Annotated in this window: 20 protein-coding genes; 13 read left to right on the top strand and 7 right to left on the bottom strand. The window is 66.9% G+C overall.

Going from position 1 to position 18,571, the window contains the following annotated elements:
* Positions 1 to 263 precede the first annotated feature (263 nt).
* Complete coding sequence (locus ACK4S2_RS08710) at positions 264 to 1,280, top strand: biotin-dependent carboxyltransferase family protein (protein ID WP_409623041.1); 1,017 nt, start codon at positions 264 to 266, stop codon at positions 1,278 to 1,280.
* Between the two features lie 17 nt (positions 1,281 to 1,297).
* On the opposite strand, the gene ACK4S2_RS08705 is transcribed toward ACK4S2_RS08710, so the two are convergent.
* Entirely contained in the window at positions 1,298 to 1,987 is a 690-nt protein-coding gene (locus ACK4S2_RS08705; RefSeq protein WP_409623038.1) for a rhomboid family intramembrane serine protease, read from the bottom strand.
* A gap of 73 nt (positions 1,988 to 2,060) precedes the next feature.
* Between ACK4S2_RS08705 and trpS the strand changes: the two genes are divergently transcribed.
* From trpS to ACK4S2_RS08680, 5 genes are all read left to right on the top strand, one after another.
* The gene (gene trpS / locus ACK4S2_RS08700; RefSeq protein ID WP_409623034.1) at positions 2,061 to 3,104 is read left to right on the top strand and encodes a tryptophan--tRNA ligase; all 1,044 of its coding nucleotides are present in this window, start codon (positions 2,061 to 2,063) and stop codon (positions 3,102 to 3,104) included.
* 317 nt (positions 3,105 to 3,421) lie between these two features.
* On the top strand, positions 3,422 to 4,525 hold the full coding sequence (locus ACK4S2_RS08695) for an ABC transporter ATP-binding protein (protein WP_409623031.1): 1,104 nt from the start codon (positions 3,422 to 3,424) through the stop codon (positions 4,523 to 4,525).
* A gap of 61 nt (positions 4,526 to 4,586) precedes the next feature.
* On the top strand, positions 4,587 to 5,669 hold the full coding sequence (locus ACK4S2_RS08690; RefSeq protein ID WP_409623028.1) for an ABC transporter substrate-binding protein: 1,083 nt from the start codon (positions 4,587 to 4,589) through the stop codon (positions 5,667 to 5,669).
* A gap of 64 nt (positions 5,670 to 5,733) precedes the next feature.
* A complete protein-coding gene (locus tag ACK4S2_RS08685; protein ID WP_409623025.1) occupies positions 5,734 to 6,993 on the top strand; it encodes an ABC transporter permease in 1,260 nt (419 codons plus the stop codon).
* 82 nt (positions 6,994 to 7,075) lie between these two features.
* Positions 7,076 to 7,987 (top strand): ABC transporter permease, encoded by a 912-nt coding sequence (locus tag ACK4S2_RS08680; RefSeq protein WP_409623022.1) that lies wholly within the window; start codon positions 7,076 to 7,078, stop codon positions 7,985 to 7,987.
* A 75-nt stretch (positions 7,988 to 8,062) separates the two neighbouring features.
* Here ACK4S2_RS08680 and ACK4S2_RS08675 read toward each other — a convergent pair whose 3' ends face one another.
* Positions 8,063 to 8,773: a response regulator gene (locus tag ACK4S2_RS08675; RefSeq protein WP_409623019.1), complete on the bottom strand. Its 711-nt coding sequence runs from the start codon at positions 8,771 to 8,773 to the stop codon at positions 8,063 to 8,065.
* Entirely contained in the window at positions 8,770 to 9,279 is a 510-nt protein-coding gene (locus ACK4S2_RS08670; protein ID WP_409623016.1) for a MarR family winged helix-turn-helix transcriptional regulator, read from the bottom strand. The genes ACK4S2_RS08675 and ACK4S2_RS08670 overlap by 4 nt, the downstream gene beginning before the upstream one ends.
* Positions 9,280 to 9,435: 156 nt before the next feature.
* Here ACK4S2_RS08670 and ACK4S2_RS08665 point away from each other — a divergent pair, with 156 nt between their 5' ends.
* On the top strand, positions 9,436 to 10,305 hold the full coding sequence (locus tag ACK4S2_RS08665) for a branched-chain amino acid aminotransferase (RefSeq protein ID WP_409623013.1): 870 nt from the start codon (positions 9,436 to 9,438) through the stop codon (positions 10,303 to 10,305).
* A gap of 35 nt (positions 10,306 to 10,340) precedes the next feature.
* Here the strand turns inward: ACK4S2_RS08665 and ACK4S2_RS08660 are convergent, their stop codons facing one another.
* Complete coding sequence (locus tag ACK4S2_RS08660; protein WP_409623010.1) at positions 10,341 to 10,508, bottom strand: hypothetical protein; 168 nt, start codon at positions 10,506 to 10,508, stop codon at positions 10,341 to 10,343.
* Between the two features lie 57 nt (positions 10,509 to 10,565).
* Positions 10,566 to 10,751 carry a hypothetical protein gene (locus ACK4S2_RS08655; protein WP_409623007.1) on the bottom strand — a complete coding sequence of 62 codons (186 nt, stop codon included), beginning with the start codon at positions 10,749 to 10,751 and terminating at the stop codon, positions 10,566 to 10,568.
* Positions 10,752 to 10,959: 208 nt separating this feature from the next.
* On the opposite strand from ACK4S2_RS08655, the gene ACK4S2_RS08650 reads away from it, so the two are divergent.
* The 3 genes from ACK4S2_RS08650 to ACK4S2_RS08640 all read left to right on the top strand — a co-directional run bounded on the left by ACK4S2_RS08650 (position 10,960) and on the right by ACK4S2_RS08640 (position 12,713).
* Positions 10,960 to 11,715 carry an alpha/beta hydrolase gene (locus ACK4S2_RS08650; protein WP_409623004.1) on the top strand — a complete coding sequence of 252 codons (756 nt, stop codon included), beginning with the start codon at positions 10,960 to 10,962 and terminating at the stop codon, positions 11,713 to 11,715.
* A complete protein-coding gene (locus tag ACK4S2_RS08645) occupies positions 11,712 to 12,377 on the top strand; it encodes an alpha/beta hydrolase (protein WP_409623001.1) in 666 nt (221 codons plus the stop codon). The genes ACK4S2_RS08650 and ACK4S2_RS08645 overlap by 4 nt, the downstream gene beginning before the upstream one ends.
* A 66-nt stretch (positions 12,378 to 12,443) precedes the next feature.
* Positions 12,444 to 12,713 (top strand): hypothetical protein, encoded by a 270-nt coding sequence (locus tag ACK4S2_RS08640; protein WP_409622998.1) that lies wholly within the window; start codon positions 12,444 to 12,446, stop codon positions 12,711 to 12,713.
* A 32-nt stretch (positions 12,714 to 12,745) separates the two neighbouring features.
* Here the strand turns inward: ACK4S2_RS08640 and phaZ are convergent, their stop codons facing one another.
* Complete coding sequence (phaZ, locus tag ACK4S2_RS08635; RefSeq protein WP_409622996.1) at positions 12,746 to 14,011, bottom strand: polyhydroxyalkanoate depolymerase; 1,266 nt, start codon at positions 14,009 to 14,011, stop codon at positions 12,746 to 12,748.
* Between the two features lie 99 nt (positions 14,012 to 14,110).
* Here phaZ and ACK4S2_RS08630 point away from each other — a divergent pair, with 99 nt between their 5' ends.
* The 3 genes from ACK4S2_RS08630 to phaR all read left to right on the top strand — a co-directional run bounded on the left by ACK4S2_RS08630 (position 14,111) and on the right by phaR (position 17,290).
* Positions 14,111 to 15,910: a PHA/PHB synthase family protein gene (locus tag ACK4S2_RS08630; RefSeq protein WP_409622993.1), complete on the top strand. Its 1,800-nt coding sequence runs from the start codon at positions 14,111 to 14,113 to the stop codon at positions 15,908 to 15,910.
* Between the two features lie 207 nt (positions 15,911 to 16,117).
* Positions 16,118 to 16,567: a Phasin gene (locus tag ACK4S2_RS08625; RefSeq protein WP_409622990.1), complete on the top strand. Its 450-nt coding sequence runs from the start codon at positions 16,118 to 16,120 to the stop codon at positions 16,565 to 16,567.
* Positions 16,568 to 16,738: 171 nt separating this feature from the next.
* Positions 16,739 to 17,290 (top strand): polyhydroxyalkanoate synthesis repressor PhaR, encoded by a 552-nt coding sequence (gene phaR / locus ACK4S2_RS08620; protein ID WP_409622988.1) that lies wholly within the window; start codon positions 16,739 to 16,741, stop codon positions 17,288 to 17,290.
* Between the two features lie 21 nt (positions 17,291 to 17,311).
* Here phaR and ACK4S2_RS08615 read toward each other — a convergent pair whose 3' ends face one another.
* Complete coding sequence (locus tag ACK4S2_RS08615; RefSeq protein ID WP_409622985.1) at positions 17,312 to 18,508, bottom strand: DegT/DnrJ/EryC1/StrS family aminotransferase; 1,197 nt, start codon at positions 18,506 to 18,508, stop codon at positions 17,312 to 17,314.
* Positions 18,509 to 18,571 lie beyond the last annotated feature (63 nt).

Below are 18,571 nucleotides of genomic sequence, written 5' to 3'. Positions count from 1 at the left end.
GGAGGCAACATCGATCCCGGCAAACATCCTTCCCTCCCTTGTTCGGACCGGGGAGCCTCGAAACCGACGTCCACGCTCAGCCTTGTACAAGCGGGGACAGGGAAAGCGCGCCAGCCCCAGGATACCGTTCGAGCCCGGAACGCCGGTCGAGGGCGCCAACCTCACGCTCGAGGACAGCGCCTCGAAACTAAAACGGCGACCCTCTCCCGGCTATCGAAACCCCACCATAGCAAAGGTGACGCCCGATGAGTGGAGGAGTTACAATGCTCGAGGTGCTGGGCGCCGGCCCCTCGGTGACGGTGCAGGATGCCGGCCGGCCGGGCCATGCGGCACGCGGATTGTCGCGTGGCGGCGCGGCCGACCGGCTGGCGCTGCTGGAAGGTGCGGCACTGCTGGGTCAGGCGGCCGACCTCGCCGCGCTGGAACTGGCCGTGATGGGAGGGCGGTTCCGCGCCACGCGCCCCTTGCGCATCGCGCTGACCGGGGCGCCGATGGCGGCGCGCGTTGGCGATCGGCGGCTCGCGTGGAACGCCAGCCACCGGCTGGCCCCTGGCGAGGTGCTGGAACTGGCTGCGGTGCAGGATGGGGTCTATGGCTATCTGTCGGTGGCCGGCGGCGTTGCGACCGTGCCCTTTCTGGGCAGCCGCGCGGCGCATCTGGCCGCCCGGATCGGGCGCCCGCTGCGGCCGGGCGACCGCTTGCCGGTCGGTGGCGACCCCGCGCCCGACCGCCCCGACCACCTGCTGCCCGACCCTGCACGCTGTGCCGGCGGAACCATCCGGCTGCTGCCCACCCCGCAAACCGCGCTTTTCGCGCCCGAGGTGCTGGCGCGGTTCCTGGCAACGCCTTTTGTCCGCGACGCGCGCGGCAACCGCCAGGGGCAACGGTTGCTGTGGGATGGGCCGCCGTTTGCGGCAACCGGCCACCTGGGCCTGCCTTCGGAACCCGCGCAGACGGGCGACATCCAGATGACCGGCGACGGCGCCCCCGTGGTGCTGGGCCCCGAATGCCAGACGACCGGCGGCTACCCGCGCATCGCCGCGATCCACCCCGCCGACCTGCCGCGGGTGATCCAGGCCGGGGCTCCGCTGCGCTTTCGCATGGTCGCGCTGGCCGAGGCGCTGGCATCGCCCTGGCATGAGGACGACCTGTTCGCTGCCGCGCGGGCGACGGTGCGCCCGGCGCGCCCCGACGCCGCGGCCCTGGCGCTGCGGCTGGCAGAAGGCCGCACCGGCGGCGCGGTGGATGCCCGCGGCGACCCCTTTGCCGATGCGTGCTGAGCGCGCGCGTCTCGGGCTCAGCGGTCGCGCAGATGCGCGATCAGCCGCGCCGGCCCCCCCGGCACCAGCAGGAACGACAAGCCGAACCCCACCGCGAACCCGGCCAGATCGGCAATCCAGGTCGGGTCCGACCCGAACAGCAGCCCGAACACCAGCCGAACCGCCATCAACATGCCGATCAGGCTGAAGGCCCGCCAGCTTGCGCCCCCGGTCGCGCCCAGCCGCAACCAGAGCAGAAAGCTGAAGGCCCCGATCAGCCCGAAGGCGCCGGGGTATCCGCCCACCAGCGCCACCGTCTGCCCGGTGGCCGCATAGATGACCGCCGCACCGACGGACGAGCCAAGAAACAGCAACGCCAGCGCCACGGGGCGGAACACCTCGCCCACGAACTTGCCCAGCGCCAGCACGAAGACCACGACAAAGGCGGCATGCGCAAGGCCCACGTGGACGAACGGGTAGGCCAGCAGCCGCACCAGATCCTGCGGCAGGAACCGGCGGGTTTCCCACATCCAGACCAGCTGTTCGGGCGAAAAGGCCATGCGCGTCAGCACCGTCATCCGCCAGCCCACGCCTTGCGCCCCGCCCAGGATGCCGGCATCGGCCAGTTGCAGCACCCCTTCCAGCACGATGATCGGCATGGCCAGCGCCCAGACCACGGGCGGCAAGGGGTTCAGCGGCGGTTCGGTGCCGTAGGGGCGATCCTGCATGGGTCTGTCCTTGACGTGGGGCACCGCCAGCGATACGCCGCCGGCGTTGCCTTTTCCAGCCCCGGAGGCCCCGATGAACGCCGCTGCACCCGCCAGAACCTACCCGACCCGCATCTTTTCGGGCATCCAGCCTTCGGGCGGGCTGACGCTGGGCAACTATCTGGGTGCCTTGAAGCGGTTCGTCGAGAAGCAGAACGAAGGCATCGAGTCGATCTACTGCATCGTCGACATGCACGCGATCACCGTCTGGCAGGATCCCGAACGGCTGCGCCACGCCACACGCGAACTGGCGGCAGGCTATCTGGCCAGCGGGATCGACCCGGAACGGTCGATCCTGTTCAACCAGAGCCAGGTTTCGGCCCATGCCGAACTGGGCTGGATCTTCAACTGCGTCGCGCGGCTGGGCTGGATGAACCGCATGACCCAGTTCAAGGACAAGACCGCCGGCAAGAATGCCGAAAACTCCTCGCTGGGGCTCTACGCCTACCCGGCCCTGATGGCGGCCGACATCCTGGTCTATCGCGCCACCCATGTGCCGGTCGGCGAAGACCAGAAACAGCATGTCGAGCTGACCCGCGACATCGCCGCCAAGTTCAACCACGACTTCAAGGTGGACTGTTTCCCTCTGACCATCCCGGTGATCGAAGGCGCCGCCACCCGGGTGATGTCGCTGCGCGACGGTACGAAGAAAATGTCGAAATCCGACCCTTCGGATGCCAGCCGCATCAACATGACCGACGATGCCGATGCGATCGCGAAAAAGCTCAAACGCGCCGTGACCGACCCCGAGCCGCTGCCAGATACCCCCGAAGGCCTCGAAGGCCGGGCCGAGGCGCGCAACCTCGTGAACATCTATGCCGCCCTGGCCGGCACCACCCCGTCGCAGGTGCTGGCGGATTTCGGCGGCAAGGGCTTTGGCGTGTTCAAGCCGGCGCTGGCGGATCTGGCCGTTTCGGTGCTGTCGCCCATTTCGGCGGAAATGAGCCGCCTGATGCAGGACCCGGCCGAAATCGACCGCCTGCTGGCCCGCGGCGCCGAACGCGCCGATGCCATCGCAAGGCCGATCCTGGAAGAGGTGTTCGACATCGTCGGCATGGTGCGGTCGCGCCGCGGCTGACCGCCGCCCCGGCCCCATCCCGGCAAAGGGGGGGGGGCGCTGCCCCCCTTGGCCTGCGGCCAATCCCCCCGGGATATTTTGGCAAGGTGAAAGCAGGGCCGGGGACCGGATGTTCCGGCAGCGGCGCCCTGCCTTTCACCTTGTTCAAATATCCTCCAGGGGTCCGGGGACGGAACGTCCCCGGCGGGTTCCGCAGCGATGCGGCAATGCAGCAAAAGGGCGCCACAATCCGCAGGAAGGGGTTGCAAACCCCGTTTGCGCGGCGTTTACTGAACCCAACAAGAGTGCAGGATACTGCCGAAGTCAGGGAGAGCCGATTGGCCGGACCGCATGAGGATGCGGCGTTCGTTCAATTCGAGCGCGTGCAGAAAAGCTATGATGGCGCCACGCTGGTGGTGAAGGATCTGAACCTGTCCATCGGCAAGGGCGAGTTCCTGACCATGCTCGGCCCCTCCGGCAGCGGCAAGACCACCTGCCTGATGATGCTGGCCGGCTTCGAAACCGCCACAAGCGGCGAAATCCGTCTGGCCGGCCGACCGATCAACCAGGTGCCGCCGCACAAGCGCGGCATCGGGATGGTGTTCCAGAACTATGCGCTGTTTCCGCACATGACCGTGGGCGAAAACCTGGCCTTTCCGCTGGAGGTGCGCGGGATCGGCAAGGCCGAGCGCGAAGCCAAGATCGCCCGCGCGCTCGACATGGTGCAGATGGGCGCCTTCGCCAACCGCCGCCCCGCGCAGTTGTCGGGCGGGCAGCAGCAGCGCATCGCGCTGGCCCGGGCGCTGGTGTTCGAACCCGAGCTGGTGCTGATGGACGAACCGCTTGGCGCGCTGGACAAACAGTTGCGCGAGCACATGCAGTTCGAAATCAAGCATCTGCACGAAAACCTCGGCATCACCGTGGTCTATGTCACCCACGACCAGGGCGAGGCGCTGACCATGTCGGACCGCGTCGCGGTGTTCAACGACGGCCGCATCCAGCAGCTTGCCCCGCCGGACGAGCTTTACGAACGACCCGCCAACAGCTTTGTCGCCGGCTTCATCGGCGAAAACAACCGCCTGCCCGGCACGATCGAGGATATCAGCGGCGACCGCGCGCTGGTGCGGCTGGAAAACGGCGAGCTCATCGACGCGACGCCGGTGAACATCAGCCGCAAGGGGCAGCAGACGCTGGTTTCGGTGCGCCCCGAACGGGTCGAGTTCAAGCCCGAGCTGATGCCGCCCGGTGCGCACACGCTGGAGGCCGAGGTGCTGGAGTTCATCTATATGGGCGACATCTTCCGCACCCGGCTGCGGGTCGCGGGGCGCGACGACTTCGTGATGAAGTCGCGCAATGCGCAAGGCCAGAGGCGGCTGCAACCGGGCGAAAGAATCCGCATCGGCTGGGTGCCGCAGGATGCCCGCGCGCTGGACCCGACCTGACCGGGGGCCGCCCGACATCCGAATTTACCGACAACCACAACCACCAACACGGGAGACTGCGATGAAACGAGTTCTGATCCTGACCACCGCCCTGGCGGGTCTGGCGGCCTTGCCGGCCGCGGCCCAGCAGATCACCGTGATGGGCTGGGGCGGCGCCTACACCGCCAGCCAGGTCGAAGCCTATCACAAACCCTTCACCGCCAAGACCGGCATCGCCGTGGTTTCGGTCGATGCCGACAACCCCGCCACCCCGATCAAGGCGCAGGTCGAGGCGAAGAACGTCTCGGTCGATGTCGCATCGGTGGAAATCGCCGATGCCGTGCGGCTGTGCGACGAAGGCCTGGTCGAAACCATCGACGCCAGCACCTTGCCGCCGGCCCCCGATGGCACGCCGGCCACCGAAGACTTCATCGCCGGCACGCTGTCGGATTGCATGATCCCGACCGACGTGTTTTCCACCGTCATCGCCTACGACACCACCAAGTTTCCGAATGGCGGGCCCAAGTCCATCGCCGATTTCTTCGACACCGCGAAGTTTCCCGGCAAGCGCGGGCTGAAGAAGGGCGCCAAGGTGACGCTGGAAATGGCGCTGATGGCCGATGGCGTGCCGGCGGGCGAGGTCTATGCCCTGCTCGAAACGCCCGAAGGCGTGGACCGCGCCTTTGCCAAGCTGTCGACGATCAAGGCCGACGCGGTCTGGTGGGAGGCCGGCGCCCAGCCGCCGCAACTGCTGGCCGATGGCGAAGTGGTGATGACGATGGCCTGGAACGGGCGCATCTTCAACGCCGCGATGGCCGACAACAAGCCGTTCGAGATCATGTGGGATGGGCAGGTCTTCGAATGGGAAGGCTGGGTCATTCCCAAGGGTGCCCCGAACAAGGACGCGGCACTGGAGTTCGTGAAGTTCTCGACCTCGACCGAGCCGCTGGCCGCCGCCGCCAACTTCATCAGCTATGGCCCGCCGCGGCATTCCTCGGGCCCGCTGGTCGGCACGTTCCGCAACGAAGGCAAGGTGCCGATGGGCCCGCATCTGCCCACCACCGCCGAAAACCTGACCAACGCGCTGGCCTCGTCGCTGGACTTCTGGGCCGACCGCGACAGCGAACTGAACGAACGGTTCAACGCCTGGCTGGCCGCGAACTGACCCCAACCGGGGCAGGCGCGGCGATCGCCCCGCGCCTGCTCGACGACGACCGCGAGGGCCCGGGATGGCAGAGACCACGGCAAGCGCTGCGGCGGCACTCAGTACCGCCGATGGCCGCCCGCTGAAGTCTGCGCTGGCGCAGGCGCAGCGACGCGCCAAATGGCGTGCCTTCCTGCTGGTGGCGCCGCTCTTGCTGTTCATCCTGATCACCTTCGTGGCACCGATAGGGCAGATGCTGTTCCGCTCGGTGCATCACGACGGCTTTTCGCGCAACATGCCGCAGCTATCGGCATGGTTCGCCGCCAACCCGCGCGGCACCGCCCCCGACGAGGCCGCCTTTGCCGCGCTGGCCGCCGACCTGAAGCAGGCGCGCATCGACAAGACCGCCGGCGAGATCGGCACAAGGGTCAACTACGACCTGTCGGGCACGCGGTCGCTGTTCACCTCGACCGCGCGCGGCGCCGACCGGCTGGAGCCCCCCTACCGCGAGGCATTGCTGGCCGAGAACGCGCTTTGGGGCGACCCGCGCGTGTGGGAGGCGATGCGCGGGTCGTCCAGCGCGATCACGCCGAACTTCTACCTCACCGCGCTCGACCTGCAGCGCAACCCCGATGGAAGCATCGAGCGTGTTGCGCCGGAAAACCGCGTCTATCTGATGCTGTTCGAACGCACCTTCCTGTTGTCGGCGATCATCATGGTGCTGACGCTGGTGCTGGGCTATCCGGTGGCGCATCTGCTGGCGGTGTTGCCGCTGCGGACGTCGAACCTGCTGATGATCCTGGTGTTGCTGCCGTTCTGGACCTCGCTGCTGGTACGCACGACATCGTGGATCGTGCTGTTGCAAGGGCAAGGCGTGGTCAACAACGTGCTGGTGGCCACGGGCATCCTGACCGAGGAAGGCCGGTTGCAGATGATCTACAACCAGGCCGGCACCATCGTCGCGATGACCCATATCCTGCTGCCCTTCATGATCCTGCCGCTTTACTCGGTGATGCGGCCGATTCCGCCGTCCTACGTGCGGGCGGCGCGCAGCCTGGGCGCCTCGAGCTGGTGCGCCTTTCGCCGCGTCTATTTCCCCCAGACCATCCCCGGAATCGCGGCCGGCGCCATGCTGGTGTTCATTCTGGCGGTGGGCTATTACATCACTCCTGCGCTGGTGGGCGGGGCCTCGGGGCAGCTGATCTCGAACATGATCGCTTTCCACATGTCGAAATCCAACTGGTCGCTGGCGGCCGCCATCGCGGCACTGCTGCTGGGCGCGGTGCTGATCCTCTACTGGCTGTACGACCGTCTGATCGGGATCGACAACATGAAGCTGGGCTGAGCCGATGCGACAGGACATCGTCTGTTTTCTCGTATCCCGGGGGGGCGAGGGCGCCCCCGCCCCCGGCCGGTAGGGGCGCACCATGGCCTTGCCAAGCTATGCCACACCGCTGGAACGGATCTGGTATTGGGCCTTCCGCGCGATCTGCGCGCTGGTGTTCCTGTTTCTCGTCGCGCCGATCCTGATCGTGATTCCGCTGTCGTTCAACGCCGAGCCCTATTTCACCTTTACCGAAAAGATGCTGGCGCTGGACCCCGACGGTTACAGCCTGCGCTGGTACGACCTGCTGCTGACCTTCGGGATGCAGGCGCCCGAGGCGCCGCGCGATGCGGCCTGGTGGGGCGATGTCTGGCGCAACGCGACCTGGGTGAACGCGGCGAAGAATTCGATCATCATCGGGGCTTTCTCGACGCTGCTGGCCACGGTGCTGGGCACGGTGGCGGCACTGGGCCTGTCGCGGCCCGAGATGCCGTATCGGCGCGCCATCATGGCGGTGCTGCTGTCGCCGATGATCGTGCCGCTCATCATCACCGCGACGGGGCTGTTCTTCTTTTATTCGATGACGGGGCTGGCCAACAGCTATGTCGGGGTGATCCTCGCCCATGCCACGCTGGGGATCCCTTTTGTCATCATCACCGTGACGGCCACGCTGGTGGGCTTCGACCATTCGCTGACGCGCGCCGCCGCCAGCCTTGGCGCGCCGCCGACGATGGCGTTTTTCCGCATCACCATGCCGCTGATCCTGCCGGGCGTGATCTCGGGGGCGCTGTTCGCCTTTGTCACCTCGTTCGACGAGGTGGTGGTGGTGCTGTTCGTGGCCGCGCATGACCAGCAGACGATTCCGCGCCAGATGTGGAACGGCATCCGCGAACAGATCAGCCCGGCCATCCTGTCGGTGGCGACGATCCTGGTGGTGGTCTCGATCGGCCTGCTGACGGCGGTGGAGCTGTTGCGGCGGCGGTCGGAGCGGCTGCGCGGCGTGAGCCCTCGCTGAAGGCAGGGGCTCTGCCCCTCCTGGCCTGCGGCCAGTTCACCCCGGGATATTTGGGTCAAGGTGAAGGGGCAACCGTCAGTCCGGCGCCAGCCGGTAGCCTTCGCCGCGCACGGTTTGCAGATAGCGCGGTTGCCGCGGATCGGCCTCGATCTTGCGGCGCAGGCGCGTGACCTGGACATCCACGGCGCGTTCGCTGGCTTGCCCGGCCTCGCCGCCCAGTTCGGCCACAAGCCGGTCGCGGCCCACGACCTCGCCCGCGCGGGCGGCAAAGATGCGCATCAGTGCGATTTCGGTGGTGGTCAGCCGGACCGGCTGGTCGCCTTGCCACAACTCTGCCCGATCGACGTCGTAGCGCAAGGGGCCGAGCGCGAGGTGGCGCGATACCGCCGCCGGCGCCTTGAGCGGTTGCGGCACGCGCCGCAGGATGGCGTTGATGCGCAGCAGCAGTTCGCGCGGCTCGAACGGTTTGACGAGGTAGTCGTCGGCGCCGGCCTCGAGCCCGTCGATGCGGTTTTCGGTTTCGCCGCGGGCGGTCAGCAGCAGGATGGGCACCATCTGGCCGCGGTCGCGCAAGGCGCGGGTCAAGGCGATGCCGTCTTCGCCCGGCATCATCACGTCCAGCACGATCAGGTCGAAGTCGAGTCCGGCCAGCAGGCGGCGGGCGCGGGCGGCATCGGGCACCGCCGAGACGAGATAGCCGTTGCGGATCAGGAACTTCTGCAGCAGGCCGCGGATGCGGTCGTCGTCGTCCACGACCAGCAGGTGCAGGGGGGCGGCGTCGGTCATGCCGAGCCCCCGTCGCGCAGCGACTGGAACTGGGCCCTCTGTTCGGCATCCATCATCGCCTCCAGCACCTGGCGAAAACCGGCGACCGCGGCGGGCCCGGCGGCACGATAGGCCGCGCGCATCCGCGCGCGCTGCGCATCGGACAGTGCCCGTTCCAGCTCGGCCCCGGCCGGGGTCAGGTAAAGGTGGCGTTCGCGCTTGTCCTCGCGCCCGATGCGGCTTTCGACGAGGCCATCCTCGATCAGGCTGCGCAGCACCCGGTTCAGGCTTTGCTTGGTGACGCCCAAGATCGACAGCAGGTTGTTCACCGTGGTGCCCGGCGCGCGGTGGATGAAGTGCACGGCGCGGTGATGCGCCCGGCCATAGCCGCGCTGTTCCAGGATGCGGTCCGGGTCGGCAGTAAAGCCGCGATAGGCGAAGAACATCGCCTCGATCCCCTTGCGCAGCTGCTCATCGGTCAGGAACAGCAACGTTTCGTTGCTGCCCGGCCCGGCGCCCTTGTCCATGCCCTTGCCCTCTGTTCCGGCCAAGCCCGATTTTATGTCAGCCTTGTTGACTTTCCAACCCCGAATCGGTAACCCGTCAGCGTATTGGCGCAAGATCGTATCCTGCCCGGACCCGTCGTGCGCAACTTTCGCAAACCCTGCAAGGGAGGGGCTTTCATGTCGGGTTCATACGACGACCGCGACGGCAAGATCTGGATGGACGGCACGCTGGTGGACTGGCGCGATGCCAAGGTGCACATCCTGACCCATGCCATGCACTACGCATCCTCGGTGTTCGAGGGGGAACGCTGCTACAACGGCAAGATTTTCAAGAGCCGCGAACACTCCGAGCGGCTGCTGAGGTCGGGCGAGATGATCGACATGCCGATCCCCTATACCGTCGACCAGATCGAGGAGGCCAAGCGCGCGACGCTGGCGGCCAATGGCTTTACCGATGCCTATGTGCGGGTGCTGGCCTGGCGCGGCTCGGGCGATGACATGGGGGTGGCGGCCAACCGCAACCCGGTGCGGATGGCGGTGACCGCGTGGGAATGGGGGGCCTATTACGGCGATGCCAAGTGGCAGGGCGCCAAGCTGGATATCGCCAAGTGGAAGCGGCCTTCGCCGGAAACCATTCCGACGGCGGCCAAGGCTTCGGGCCTTTACATGATCTGCACCATGTCGAAGCACGCGGCGATGGCCAAGGGTTGCTCGGACGCGCTGTTCTACGACTATCGCGGCTATGTGGCCGAGGCGACCGGCGCCAACGTGTTCTTCGTCCGCGATGGCGAGGTGCATACCCCCCTGCCCGACTGCATCCTGAACGGCATCACGCGCCAGACCATCATCGGGATGCTGCGCGACATGGGCCTGACGGTGCACGAACGCCACATCCTGCCGGAAGAACTGCCAACCTTTCAGCAGTGCTGGCTGACCGGCACGGCAGCCGAGGTGACCCCGGTGGGCCAGATCGGCGACCACCATTTCCAGGTCGGGCAACTGACGCGCGACGTGTCCGACGCCTACGAAAAGCTGGTGCGCAGCTGAACATGGGGGCGGCGCCCGGGCACGGGCGCCGCGCCTCAGGCCGCCCTGAGGGGGCGCTGCCGCCGGGCCAGGCGGGCCAGGCGGCGGCGCATCACCTCGACCCGGACAGGTTCGGTCTGCGCCACTTCGCGCCGGGCAAAGGCCCAGAAGGCCCGCAGGCCGGGTTGCGTGGCATAGGGTCGGGGCATGGTCTTGCGCCGCATCGGTTCCTCCGTCGCTGGCGCCCGCTTACGCCCGGAACTTGGCATCCGCATGACGGATCAAGCGGTTTGCCCGCGTTCGATCCGTAGGAATTGCGTCGTCTTTTCCCCATTGCGCGGGCCGCGCGGCTGGCGGGTCAGCGCCACGACGGCGGGGTGCGGCGTTTCCTTGCGCGCAATGTCGAGGAAGGCCCGGGTCTTGTCCCCGGTCGAGGGCAGGCGACGGTCGGCGATGTGACGGGTCATGGCAACGTCCTCGTGTCTGATGGGCACCCAACATGCCACAAAACGCGGTCCGCCCCAAGCCCCCCGGCAAAACCGTCGGCATCCGTTGGCCGAAGCGGCCGGCAGCGCGCCTCGCAGCCCGGGTGTGTCGGCACCTCTTGGCGGCGCGGCGGCCCTGCCCTAGGCTGCCCCTCATCCGACCGGACCGAAACGACAGGATATGCAGCGCATGACCCAGCACCTTACGACGCCGCAAGGGCGGCGGATCGCCTTTCATCGCACGGCGGGGCGCGGGCCGGGGGTGGTGTTTCTGGGTGGCTTCCGGTCGGACATGGGCGGAACCAAGGCCCTGGCGCTGCAAGGCTGGGCGGAACGGCAGGACCGGGCCTTCCTGCGGTTCGACTATTCGGGGCATGGCGAAAGCTCGGGCGATTTTCTGGACGGCTGCATCGGGGATTGGGCCGAAGATGCCGTTGCCGCCATATCGGCCCTGACCGAAGGGCCGCAGGTGCTGGTCGGGTCTTCGATGGGCGGCTGGATTTCGCTGCTGACCGCCCGCGCCTTGCCCGCGCGCGTCGCGGGCCTGGTCGGCATTGCCGCGGCGCCGGACTTTACCGAAGACAGCATGTGGGCCGGCTTCGATGCCGCGCAGCGTGCCGAGCTGGCGGCGACCGGCCGGGTGGCGCTGCCGTCGGAATATTCCGACGAACCTTATGTCATCACCCGCCGGCTGATCGAGGACGGGCGGAACCACCTGGTGCTGCGGGCGCCGCTGCGGCTGCCTTTTCCGGTGCGGCTGCTGCAGGGCACCGCCGATGCCGACGTGCCGCCGACGGTCGCCTTGCGCTTGCTGGACCACACCGACTCGCCCGACCTGCGCCTGACGCTGGTCAAGGGCGCCGATCACCGCTTTTCGACATCGGAATGTCTGCGCATGATCGAAACGGCGCTGGAGGATGTTCTGGCGCAGGTCGGAGGGGCATGATGCGCAGCTTGGGAAAATGGCTGGGGCGGGCGCTGCTGGCGGTGGCAGTGCTGGCGTTTGCCTTGTGGGCCTGGCCGCGCGAGGTGGCAGTTGCGCCGCCAGCCTTCGATGCCGCTGCCCTGCCCGAGGATCTGGACGGCTGGCTGGCGCAGCGGGAATCAGTATTTGCCGACATCGTGCCCGGCACGCAAAAGCGCATCGTCTGGGCCGGTGCGACCGGGGAAAGGACGCCGCTCGCGCTGGTCTATGTGCACGGGTTTTCCGCCACCTCCGAGGAAATCCGCCCGGTGCCCGACAAGGCGGCGGCGACGCTGGGGGCCAACTTGTATTTAACCCGGCTTGCGGGGCACGGGCGGGGCGGTGCGGCGATGGCGCAGGCCAGCGCGGCCGACCGGATGGTGGACCTGGCCGAAGCGCTGGCCATCGGAGCGCGCATCGGCGACCGGGTGGTGGTCATCGGCACATCGACGGGGGCAGCGGTCACGCTGGCGGGGCTGGGGACGCCTGCGTTGCGCGCCGCCATGCCGGCGATGGAAAAGGTAGCCGGTGTCGTGTTCGTTTCGCCCAACTTCCGGCTGGCCTCGGCGCTGAACAACATCATTCTGGACCTGCCCGGGGCGCCGGCCTTTGTGCCGCTGCTGATCGGGGCAGAACGCGCGTAGACCCCGCGCAACGAGGCGCATGGCCGCTACTGGACCACGCGCTATCCGACCGCCGCGCTGTTCCCGATGGCGCATGTGATGCGGGCGGCGCGGGCAGCGGACCCCGGCGCCGTCAAGGTGCCGCTGCTGGTGCTGAACTCGCCCGACCACGTCGTGGTCAGCCCGGCCGCGGCCGAGGCGGTGGCTGCGCGCTGGGGCGGGCCGGTATCGCGCGAAAGCTGGCCTTGGCGCGAAGGCATGGACGAGGAAGCCCATGTCATCGCCGGCGACATCCGTTCGCCCGGCATGACGCAAGCGGCTGCCGACCGGATCATCGCTTGGGCCGGTTGGCTGTAGCGCGGGCCTTGCCGGCCCGCGCCACCTTTCCCTTACACGGCTTGCAGCTTGGCCGGCTTCTTCGGCGGGGCCGAGTTGGCGTCGATGAAGCTCAGCACCAGCGGGCGGATGTTGTTGCGCCAGCTTTTGCCGGCAAAGATGCCATAGTGCCCGGCCCCCGGTTCCAGATGGCTGGCCTTTTTCGAATCGGGCAGGCCGGTGCACAGTTTCAGCGCGGCCACGCACTGGCCCGGCGCCGATATGTCGTCGTTGGCGCCTTCGACCGTCTTGACCGCGACCGAGGTGATGGCGCCGATGTCGACCTTCTTCCCGGCCACGACAAAATCGTTCCGCGCGATTTCGCGCTTCTTGAAGATGCGTTCGACCGTGGAAAGGTAGAACTCTGCCGTCATGTCCATCACGGCAAGGTATTCGTCGTAGAACACGTTGTGGGCATCGCGTTCGCTGTCGGTGCCCTTGGCGGCGGCGATGATCTTGTCGGTAAAGGCCTTCAGGTGGCGGTCCGAGTTCATCGACATGAAACCCGCCAGTTGCAAGAGCCCCGGATAGACCAGCCGCCCTGCCCCGGCATATTTGAAGCCAACGCGCTGGATGGCCAGGTGTTCCAGTTGCCCCATAGTCACGCTGCGGCCGAAATCGGTGACCTCAGTCGCCGCGGCCTCGGGGTCGATCGGGCCGCCGATCAGCGTCAGGCTGCGCGGTTGGGCGTCCGGGTCTTCGGCGGCCAGATAGGCGGTGGCCGCGAGCGTCAGCGGCGCCGGCTGGCACACGGCAATGACATGCGTATCGGGGCCGAGGTGGCGCATGAATTCCACCAGATACAGCGTGTAATCCTCGACATCGAACTTGCCGGCCGAAACCGGAATGTCACGCGCATTGTGCCAATCGGTGACATAGACTTCGCAATCGGGCAGCAGGCTGGCAACGGTAGACCGCAAGAGGGTGGCATAGTGACCGGACATAGGCGCAACCAGCATCACCTTGCGCGCCCGCGGCGCCCGGTTTGGCACCTTGAAGTGGATCAGATCGCCGAAAGGCTTGCGCACCGCAATTTCGACGTTGACCAGATGGTCGCGCCCGTCTTCGCCAACGACCGACCGGATGCCCCAGTCGGGCTTGATGACCATGCGCGCAAAGCTGCGCTCGGTCACGCGGCCCCAGGCCGACATCAGCTTGAAGGCCGGGTGCGGCACAAGCCCCCAGATCGGATAAGAGGCAAAGGCCCTGGCAGAGGCGCCCAGCCACTCGTTCGTGTTGCGAGTGGCTTCCATCAGGTCGTAGGTGGCCATATACTTCATGTCGTCTCCTTGCCCGGGAGGGGCCCCGGCATCTTCGTCGCTTCCCCCCCAGTCAGGCGACGCTATGCTGCAAAGGCAAAATAGGGGGGAATAGTTTACATGGCAACTGATGAAAGCGTGCCCAAGGCACCGTCCGCGCAGATGCAGGCGAACCTGCAACGGATCGAGCAGCTTTCACAACGCCTGGTTGCCGCCCTTGCCCGCAAACAGGCCCACGACCCGGCGCTGGATGCGCCCGACCCCAACATCTTTCTGCGCTCGGCCGCCGCCTGGATGCAGGAAGTCGCGAAGAACCCCGCCAAAGTGATCGAGCAGCAGGTCGGCTGGTGGGGCAAGACGCTGAAACACTATGCCGAAGCGCAGACCGTGCTGGCCCAGGGCAAGCTCGCAGCCCCCCCCGACCCGGGCCCCAGGGACCGGCGGTTTTCCAACCCGCTGTGGGACACGCACCCCTATTTCAACTTCATCAAGCAGCAATACCTGCTGAACGCCGAGGCGATCCGGCAATCGGTCGGCTCGCTGGATCATCTGGATGCCAACGACCGCAACCGGGTGGAATACTTTACCCGCCAGATCATCGACATGATGGCGCCGACCAACTTTTTCGGCACCAACCCCGATGCGCTGGAACGCGCGGTGCAGACCGAAGGGGAATCGCTGGTCAAGGGGCTGGAAAACCTGATCCGCGACATCGAGGCGAACGACGGCGAACTGCTGGTCACCCTGTCGGACCCGGAGGCGTTCAAGGTCGGGGTCAACATCGGCGCGACACCCGGTTCGGTGGTGTTCCGCAACCGCATCCTCGAACTGATCCAGTACACGCCGAGCACCGACAAGGTGCACCGCACGCCGCTGCTGATCTTTCCGCCCTGGATCAACAAGTTCTACATCCTCGACCTCAAGCCGCAGAACAGCCTCATCAAGTGGATCGTCGATCAGGGCTTCACCCTGTTCGTCGTCAGCTGGAAGAACCCCGACGAAACCTATGCCGACTTCGGCATGGACGATTACATCAAGGAAGGCTACCTCGAGGCGCTGGACGCCGTGAAGGCGATCACTGGCGAAGACAAGGTCAACACCATCGGCTACTGCATCGCCGGCACGACCCTGAGCCTGACGCTGGCGATGATGGCCCGGCGCGGCGACCCTTCGATCAAGTCGGCCACATTCTTCACCATGCTGTCGGACTTTTCCGACCAGGGCGAATTCGCGCCGTTCCTGACCGACGATTTCATCGGCGGGATCGAACGCGAAGTGGCCGACAAGGGCTTTCTGTCCAGCAAGATCATGGCGCGCACCTTCAGCTTCCTGCGCTCGAACGACCTGATCTTCCAGCCCGCAATCCGCAGCTACATGCTGGGCGAGGCGCCGCCCGCCTTCGACCTGCTATACTGGAACGGCGATGGCACCAACCTGCCGGCGAAAATGGCGGTCGAATACCTGCGCGGGCTTTGCCAGCAGGACCGTTTCGCCCAGGGCACCTATCTGGTCGATGGCGAACCCGTCAGCCCTGCCGACATCCGCATCCCGATCTGCGCCGTGGGGTGCGAAACCGATCACATCGCCGCGTGGAAGGCCAGCTTCAACGGGTTGCGGCGGTACGGGTCGAAGGACAAGACCTTCATCATGTCCGAATCGGGCCACATCGCCGGCATCGTCAATCCGCCGGGCAAGGACAAATACGGCCACTACACCAACGACGCGCCGATGTCCGAGCTGACGCCCGACGACTGGCTGCAAGGCGCAACCTACACCAAGGGGTCGTGGTGGCCGCGCTGGGGCGAATGGCTGGCCAGGCGCTCGGGCGCCAAGGTGGCCGCGCGGCAACCGGGAAGCCACCCGGATTACCCGGTTTTGTGCGCCGCACCGGGCACTTACGTGCTGCGCCGCCGCGACTGAGGCACAACCACAGGGCGAACCCCTGGCGCGCGGGATGGCACGGTGCCGCCCGCGCGCCCTTGTTTTGTTGGGCCGGATCACGGTGACGTTACGGAAAGATCACTCTGCGTTGCAGCAATGTTCCGCTTGTAATGCTGCATCGCAGCATGTATATGGAATGCATGCGCAGGACGGGGAAGCGACCCCTCGCGATCAGGAGATAGACAGATGGCCAAGACCAACGATTTCACCAAGATGATGCAGGACATGATGGCTTCGTTCCCGGTGGACAACGCCGCGATGCAGGAAGCGTTCAAGACCCAGGCCGCGCTGGCCGAAAAGATGTCGAAGGTGGCCCTGGAAGCCGCCGAGAAGTCGACCGAGATCACCGCCAAGTGGACCAAGGACGCGCTGGCCAAGCTGGGCGACGTGACCAAGGCCAAGCATGACGCCGCCGAATACACCAAGGCCGCCACCGACTTCGCGTCGGCCGCTGCCGAAATGGCCGCCGAGAACATGGCCGCCTTCGCCGAAGTGGCCAAGAAGGTGCAGATGGAAACCGTCGAGCTGATGCTGGCCGCCGGCAAGGACCTGTCGGAAGACGCGACCGCCGCCGTGAAGAAGGCCACCGCCGAAGTGACCACCGTGGCGAAGAAAGTTGCCACCGCGGCGAAGTGAGTTCCGGGCAACCGGCTGGTCCGGGCGCCCCCTTCCCCTCCCCTCGCGGGGGCGCACCGGACGAAAAGGCGGGCCTTTCAGGCCCGCCTTTTGCATGCGCGGCAAGCGCTTTCCTTTTGTGCTGCGCTGGCATAGGCTTTGCAGGCGCGCACCGCACCAAAGGGGGGACCGATGGCCGATACCGACAAGCCGCTGCTGATCAAGCGTTATGCCAGCCGGCGGCTCTACAACACCGAAACCTCCGACTACGTGACGCTTGAGGATATTGCCGGCTTCATCCGTGCGGGCCGCGACGTGACCATCGTGGACCTGAAATCCGGCGACGACCTGACCCGGCAGTATCTGTTGCAGATCATCGCCGAGCATGAATCCAAAGGCGACTCGGTGCTGCCGATCAACGTGCTGACCGACCTCGTGCGCAGCTACACCACCGAGGTGCAAAGCGTGGTGCCGCAGTTCCTGGCCGCCAGCTTCGAGATGCTGCGCGAAGGCCAGTCGAAGGTGATGGAAAACATCGGCGCCTTCCCCAACCCGATCACGGCCATGCCCGGTTTCGACGCGATGAAGCGCCAGCAGGAGGCCTTCATGAAGACGATGATGGCCGGCTGGCCGGCCGGCGCCGCCAAGGCCCGCGACGACAGCGAAGACGGTGGCGCACGCGAGGAACTGGCCGAGATCAAGAAGCAACTGGCCGATCTTCAGGCCAAGCTGTCCAGGCTCTGACCGCAGGGGCCGCGCGCCGCATCAGGCGGCAGCGCGGGCTTCTTCGGCGGCGGAGATCAGCGCGTCGGCCAGAAAATCGACTTCGCGCGCCTTCAGGCGCGCCGGCAGGCGCAGGTCGCAGGTGCGCATCAGCATCGCGCGCGTCAGCGGCAGTTCGGGCGCGTCGCCCAGAAACTTCCAGTTCCAGAACGCCCGGGCATTGTCCGGCGACAGGCCAAAGACCTGCGCAGCGGCGCCGCGGCGTTTCGACGCCGCCTCGAACCGGCGGGCCTGCTCGTCGGACCAGTCGCCACGCAGGCGGAACTGGATCGAATCGGGGGCGCGTTCCTCGGGCGGCAAGGCGGGCGGCACGGCGAAATGCGGCGTCGCGTCCAGCCGCGCGGCCATGCGGTCGTGGTTTGCCCGGCCCTGTGCCACCCGTTCGGCCACCAGCGGCAGTTGCGGCCGGATCACCGCGGCCGACAGGTTCTGCATGCGCATGTTGTAAAGCGGCAGGCGATTTTGCCAGTGGTGAAAGCTGTTCTGCAGCCCGGGGTGCTTTTTCCAGTTGTATTCGTAGGCCCCCGACATGATGACCGCCCGTGCCGCAAGCTCGGGGTCGTCGGTCACGAACATGCCGCCTTCGCCGGCGTTCACCAGCTTGTAGGACTGAAAGCTGAACGCGCCGATCCGGCCGATGGTGCCGATCTTGCGCCCGGCCCAGGTGGTGCCCAGCGAATGCGCCGCATCCTCGATCACCGGGATGCCGCGGGCGTCGCACAGCGCCATGATGGCATCCATGTCCGAGGTATGCCCGCGCATGTGGCTGATCATCACCGCCGCGGCACCGTCGAGCTTGGCCGCGAAATCGGCCATGTCCACGCGCAGGGTATCGTCCACCTCGACCAGCACCGGAACGCAGTCGGCATGCACCACCGCCGAAGGCACCGCGGCAAAGGTGAAGGCCGGCACCAGCACCCGCGAGCCGGCCGGCAGGTCGAGCGCCCGCAGCGCCAGGAACAGCGCGGCCGAGCAGGACGACACCGCCAGCGCATAGCGCACGCCCATCAGTTCGGCGAACTCGGCCTCCAGCCGCGCCACCGGGGCGCCTTCGGGGGCGGTGTAGCGAAACAGGTCGCCGGTTGCGAGCAGGCGTTCGATCTCGGCCATGGCGGCAGGCGGGATCGGTTCGGCATCGTAGAGATTGGGTGCCGTGGGCGGCACGACGTCGGCGGACATGGAACATCCTGTGCAAGAGGCCGCGGGGCCTTCGGTCATCCCATATACGCAGGCCGAAGGATT

It is taken from the genome of Gemmobacter sp. (assembly GCF_046292685.1).
Lineage (GTDB): Bacteria > Pseudomonadota > Alphaproteobacteria > Rhodobacterales > Rhodobacteraceae > Wagnerdoeblera.
The sequence above is the reverse complement of the archived record's forward strand: the minus strand, read 5'-3'. Positions and strand labels throughout refer to the sequence as shown.

Coding starts and splice junctions, on each gene's coding strand:
- ACK4S2_RS08640 (WP_409622998.1), top strand. CDS start 12,444: ATGGCGCATGTGATGCGGGCGGCGCGGGCAGCGGACCCCGGCGCCGTC.
- ACK4S2_RS08680 (WP_409623022.1), top strand. CDS start 7,076: ATGGCCTTGCCAAGCTATGCCACACCGCTGGAACGGATCTGGTATTGG.
- phaR (WP_409622988.1), top strand. CDS start 16,739: ATGGCCGATACCGACAAGCCGCTGCTGATCAAGCGTTATGCCAGCCGG.
- ACK4S2_RS08670 (WP_409623016.1), bottom strand. CDS start 9,279: ATGGACAAGGGCGCCGGGCCGGGCAGCAACGAAACGTTGCTGTTCCTG.
- ACK4S2_RS08665 (WP_409623013.1), top strand. CDS start 9,436: ATGTCGGGTTCATACGACGACCGCGACGGCAAGATCTGGATGGACGGC.
- ACK4S2_RS08690 (WP_409623028.1), top strand. CDS start 4,587: ATGAAACGAGTTCTGATCCTGACCACCGCCCTGGCGGGTCTGGCGGCC.
- ACK4S2_RS08685 (WP_409623025.1), top strand. CDS start 5,734: ATGGCAGAGACCACGGCAAGCGCTGCGGCGGCACTCAGTACCGCCGAT.
- ACK4S2_RS08615 (WP_409622985.1), bottom strand. CDS start 18,508: ATGTCCGCCGACGTCGTGCCGCCCACGGCACCCAATCTCTACGATGCC.
- ACK4S2_RS08710 (WP_409623041.1), top strand. CDS start 264: ATGCTCGAGGTGCTGGGCGCCGGCCCCTCGGTGACGGTGCAGGATGCC.
- ACK4S2_RS08705 (WP_409623038.1), bottom strand. CDS start 1,987: ATGCAGGATCGCCCCTACGGCACCGAACCGCCGCTGAACCCCTTGCCG.
- trpS (WP_409623034.1), top strand. CDS start 2,061: ATGAACGCCGCTGCACCCGCCAGAACCTACCCGACCCGCATCTTTTCG.
- phaZ (WP_409622996.1), bottom strand. CDS start 14,011: ATGAAGTATATGGCCACCTACGACCTGATGGAAGCCACTCGCAACACG.
- ACK4S2_RS08675 (WP_409623019.1), bottom strand. CDS start 8,773: ATGACCGACGCCGCCCCCCTGCACCTGCTGGTCGTGGACGACGACGAC.
- ACK4S2_RS08660 (WP_409623010.1), bottom strand. CDS start 10,508: ATGCGGCGCAAGACCATGCCCCGACCCTATGCCACGCAACCCGGCCTG.
- ACK4S2_RS08645 (WP_409623001.1), top strand. CDS start 11,712: ATGATGCGCAGCTTGGGAAAATGGCTGGGGCGGGCGCTGCTGGCGGTG.
- ACK4S2_RS08655 (WP_409623007.1), bottom strand. CDS start 10,751: ATGACCCGTCACATCGCCGACCGTCGCCTGCCCTCGACCGGGGACAAG.
- ACK4S2_RS08650 (WP_409623004.1), top strand. CDS start 10,960: ATGACCCAGCACCTTACGACGCCGCAAGGGCGGCGGATCGCCTTTCAT.
- ACK4S2_RS08625 (WP_409622990.1), top strand. CDS start 16,118: ATGGCCAAGACCAACGATTTCACCAAGATGATGCAGGACATGATGGCT.
- ACK4S2_RS08630 (WP_409622993.1), top strand. CDS start 14,111: ATGGCAACTGATGAAAGCGTGCCCAAGGCACCGTCCGCGCAGATGCAG.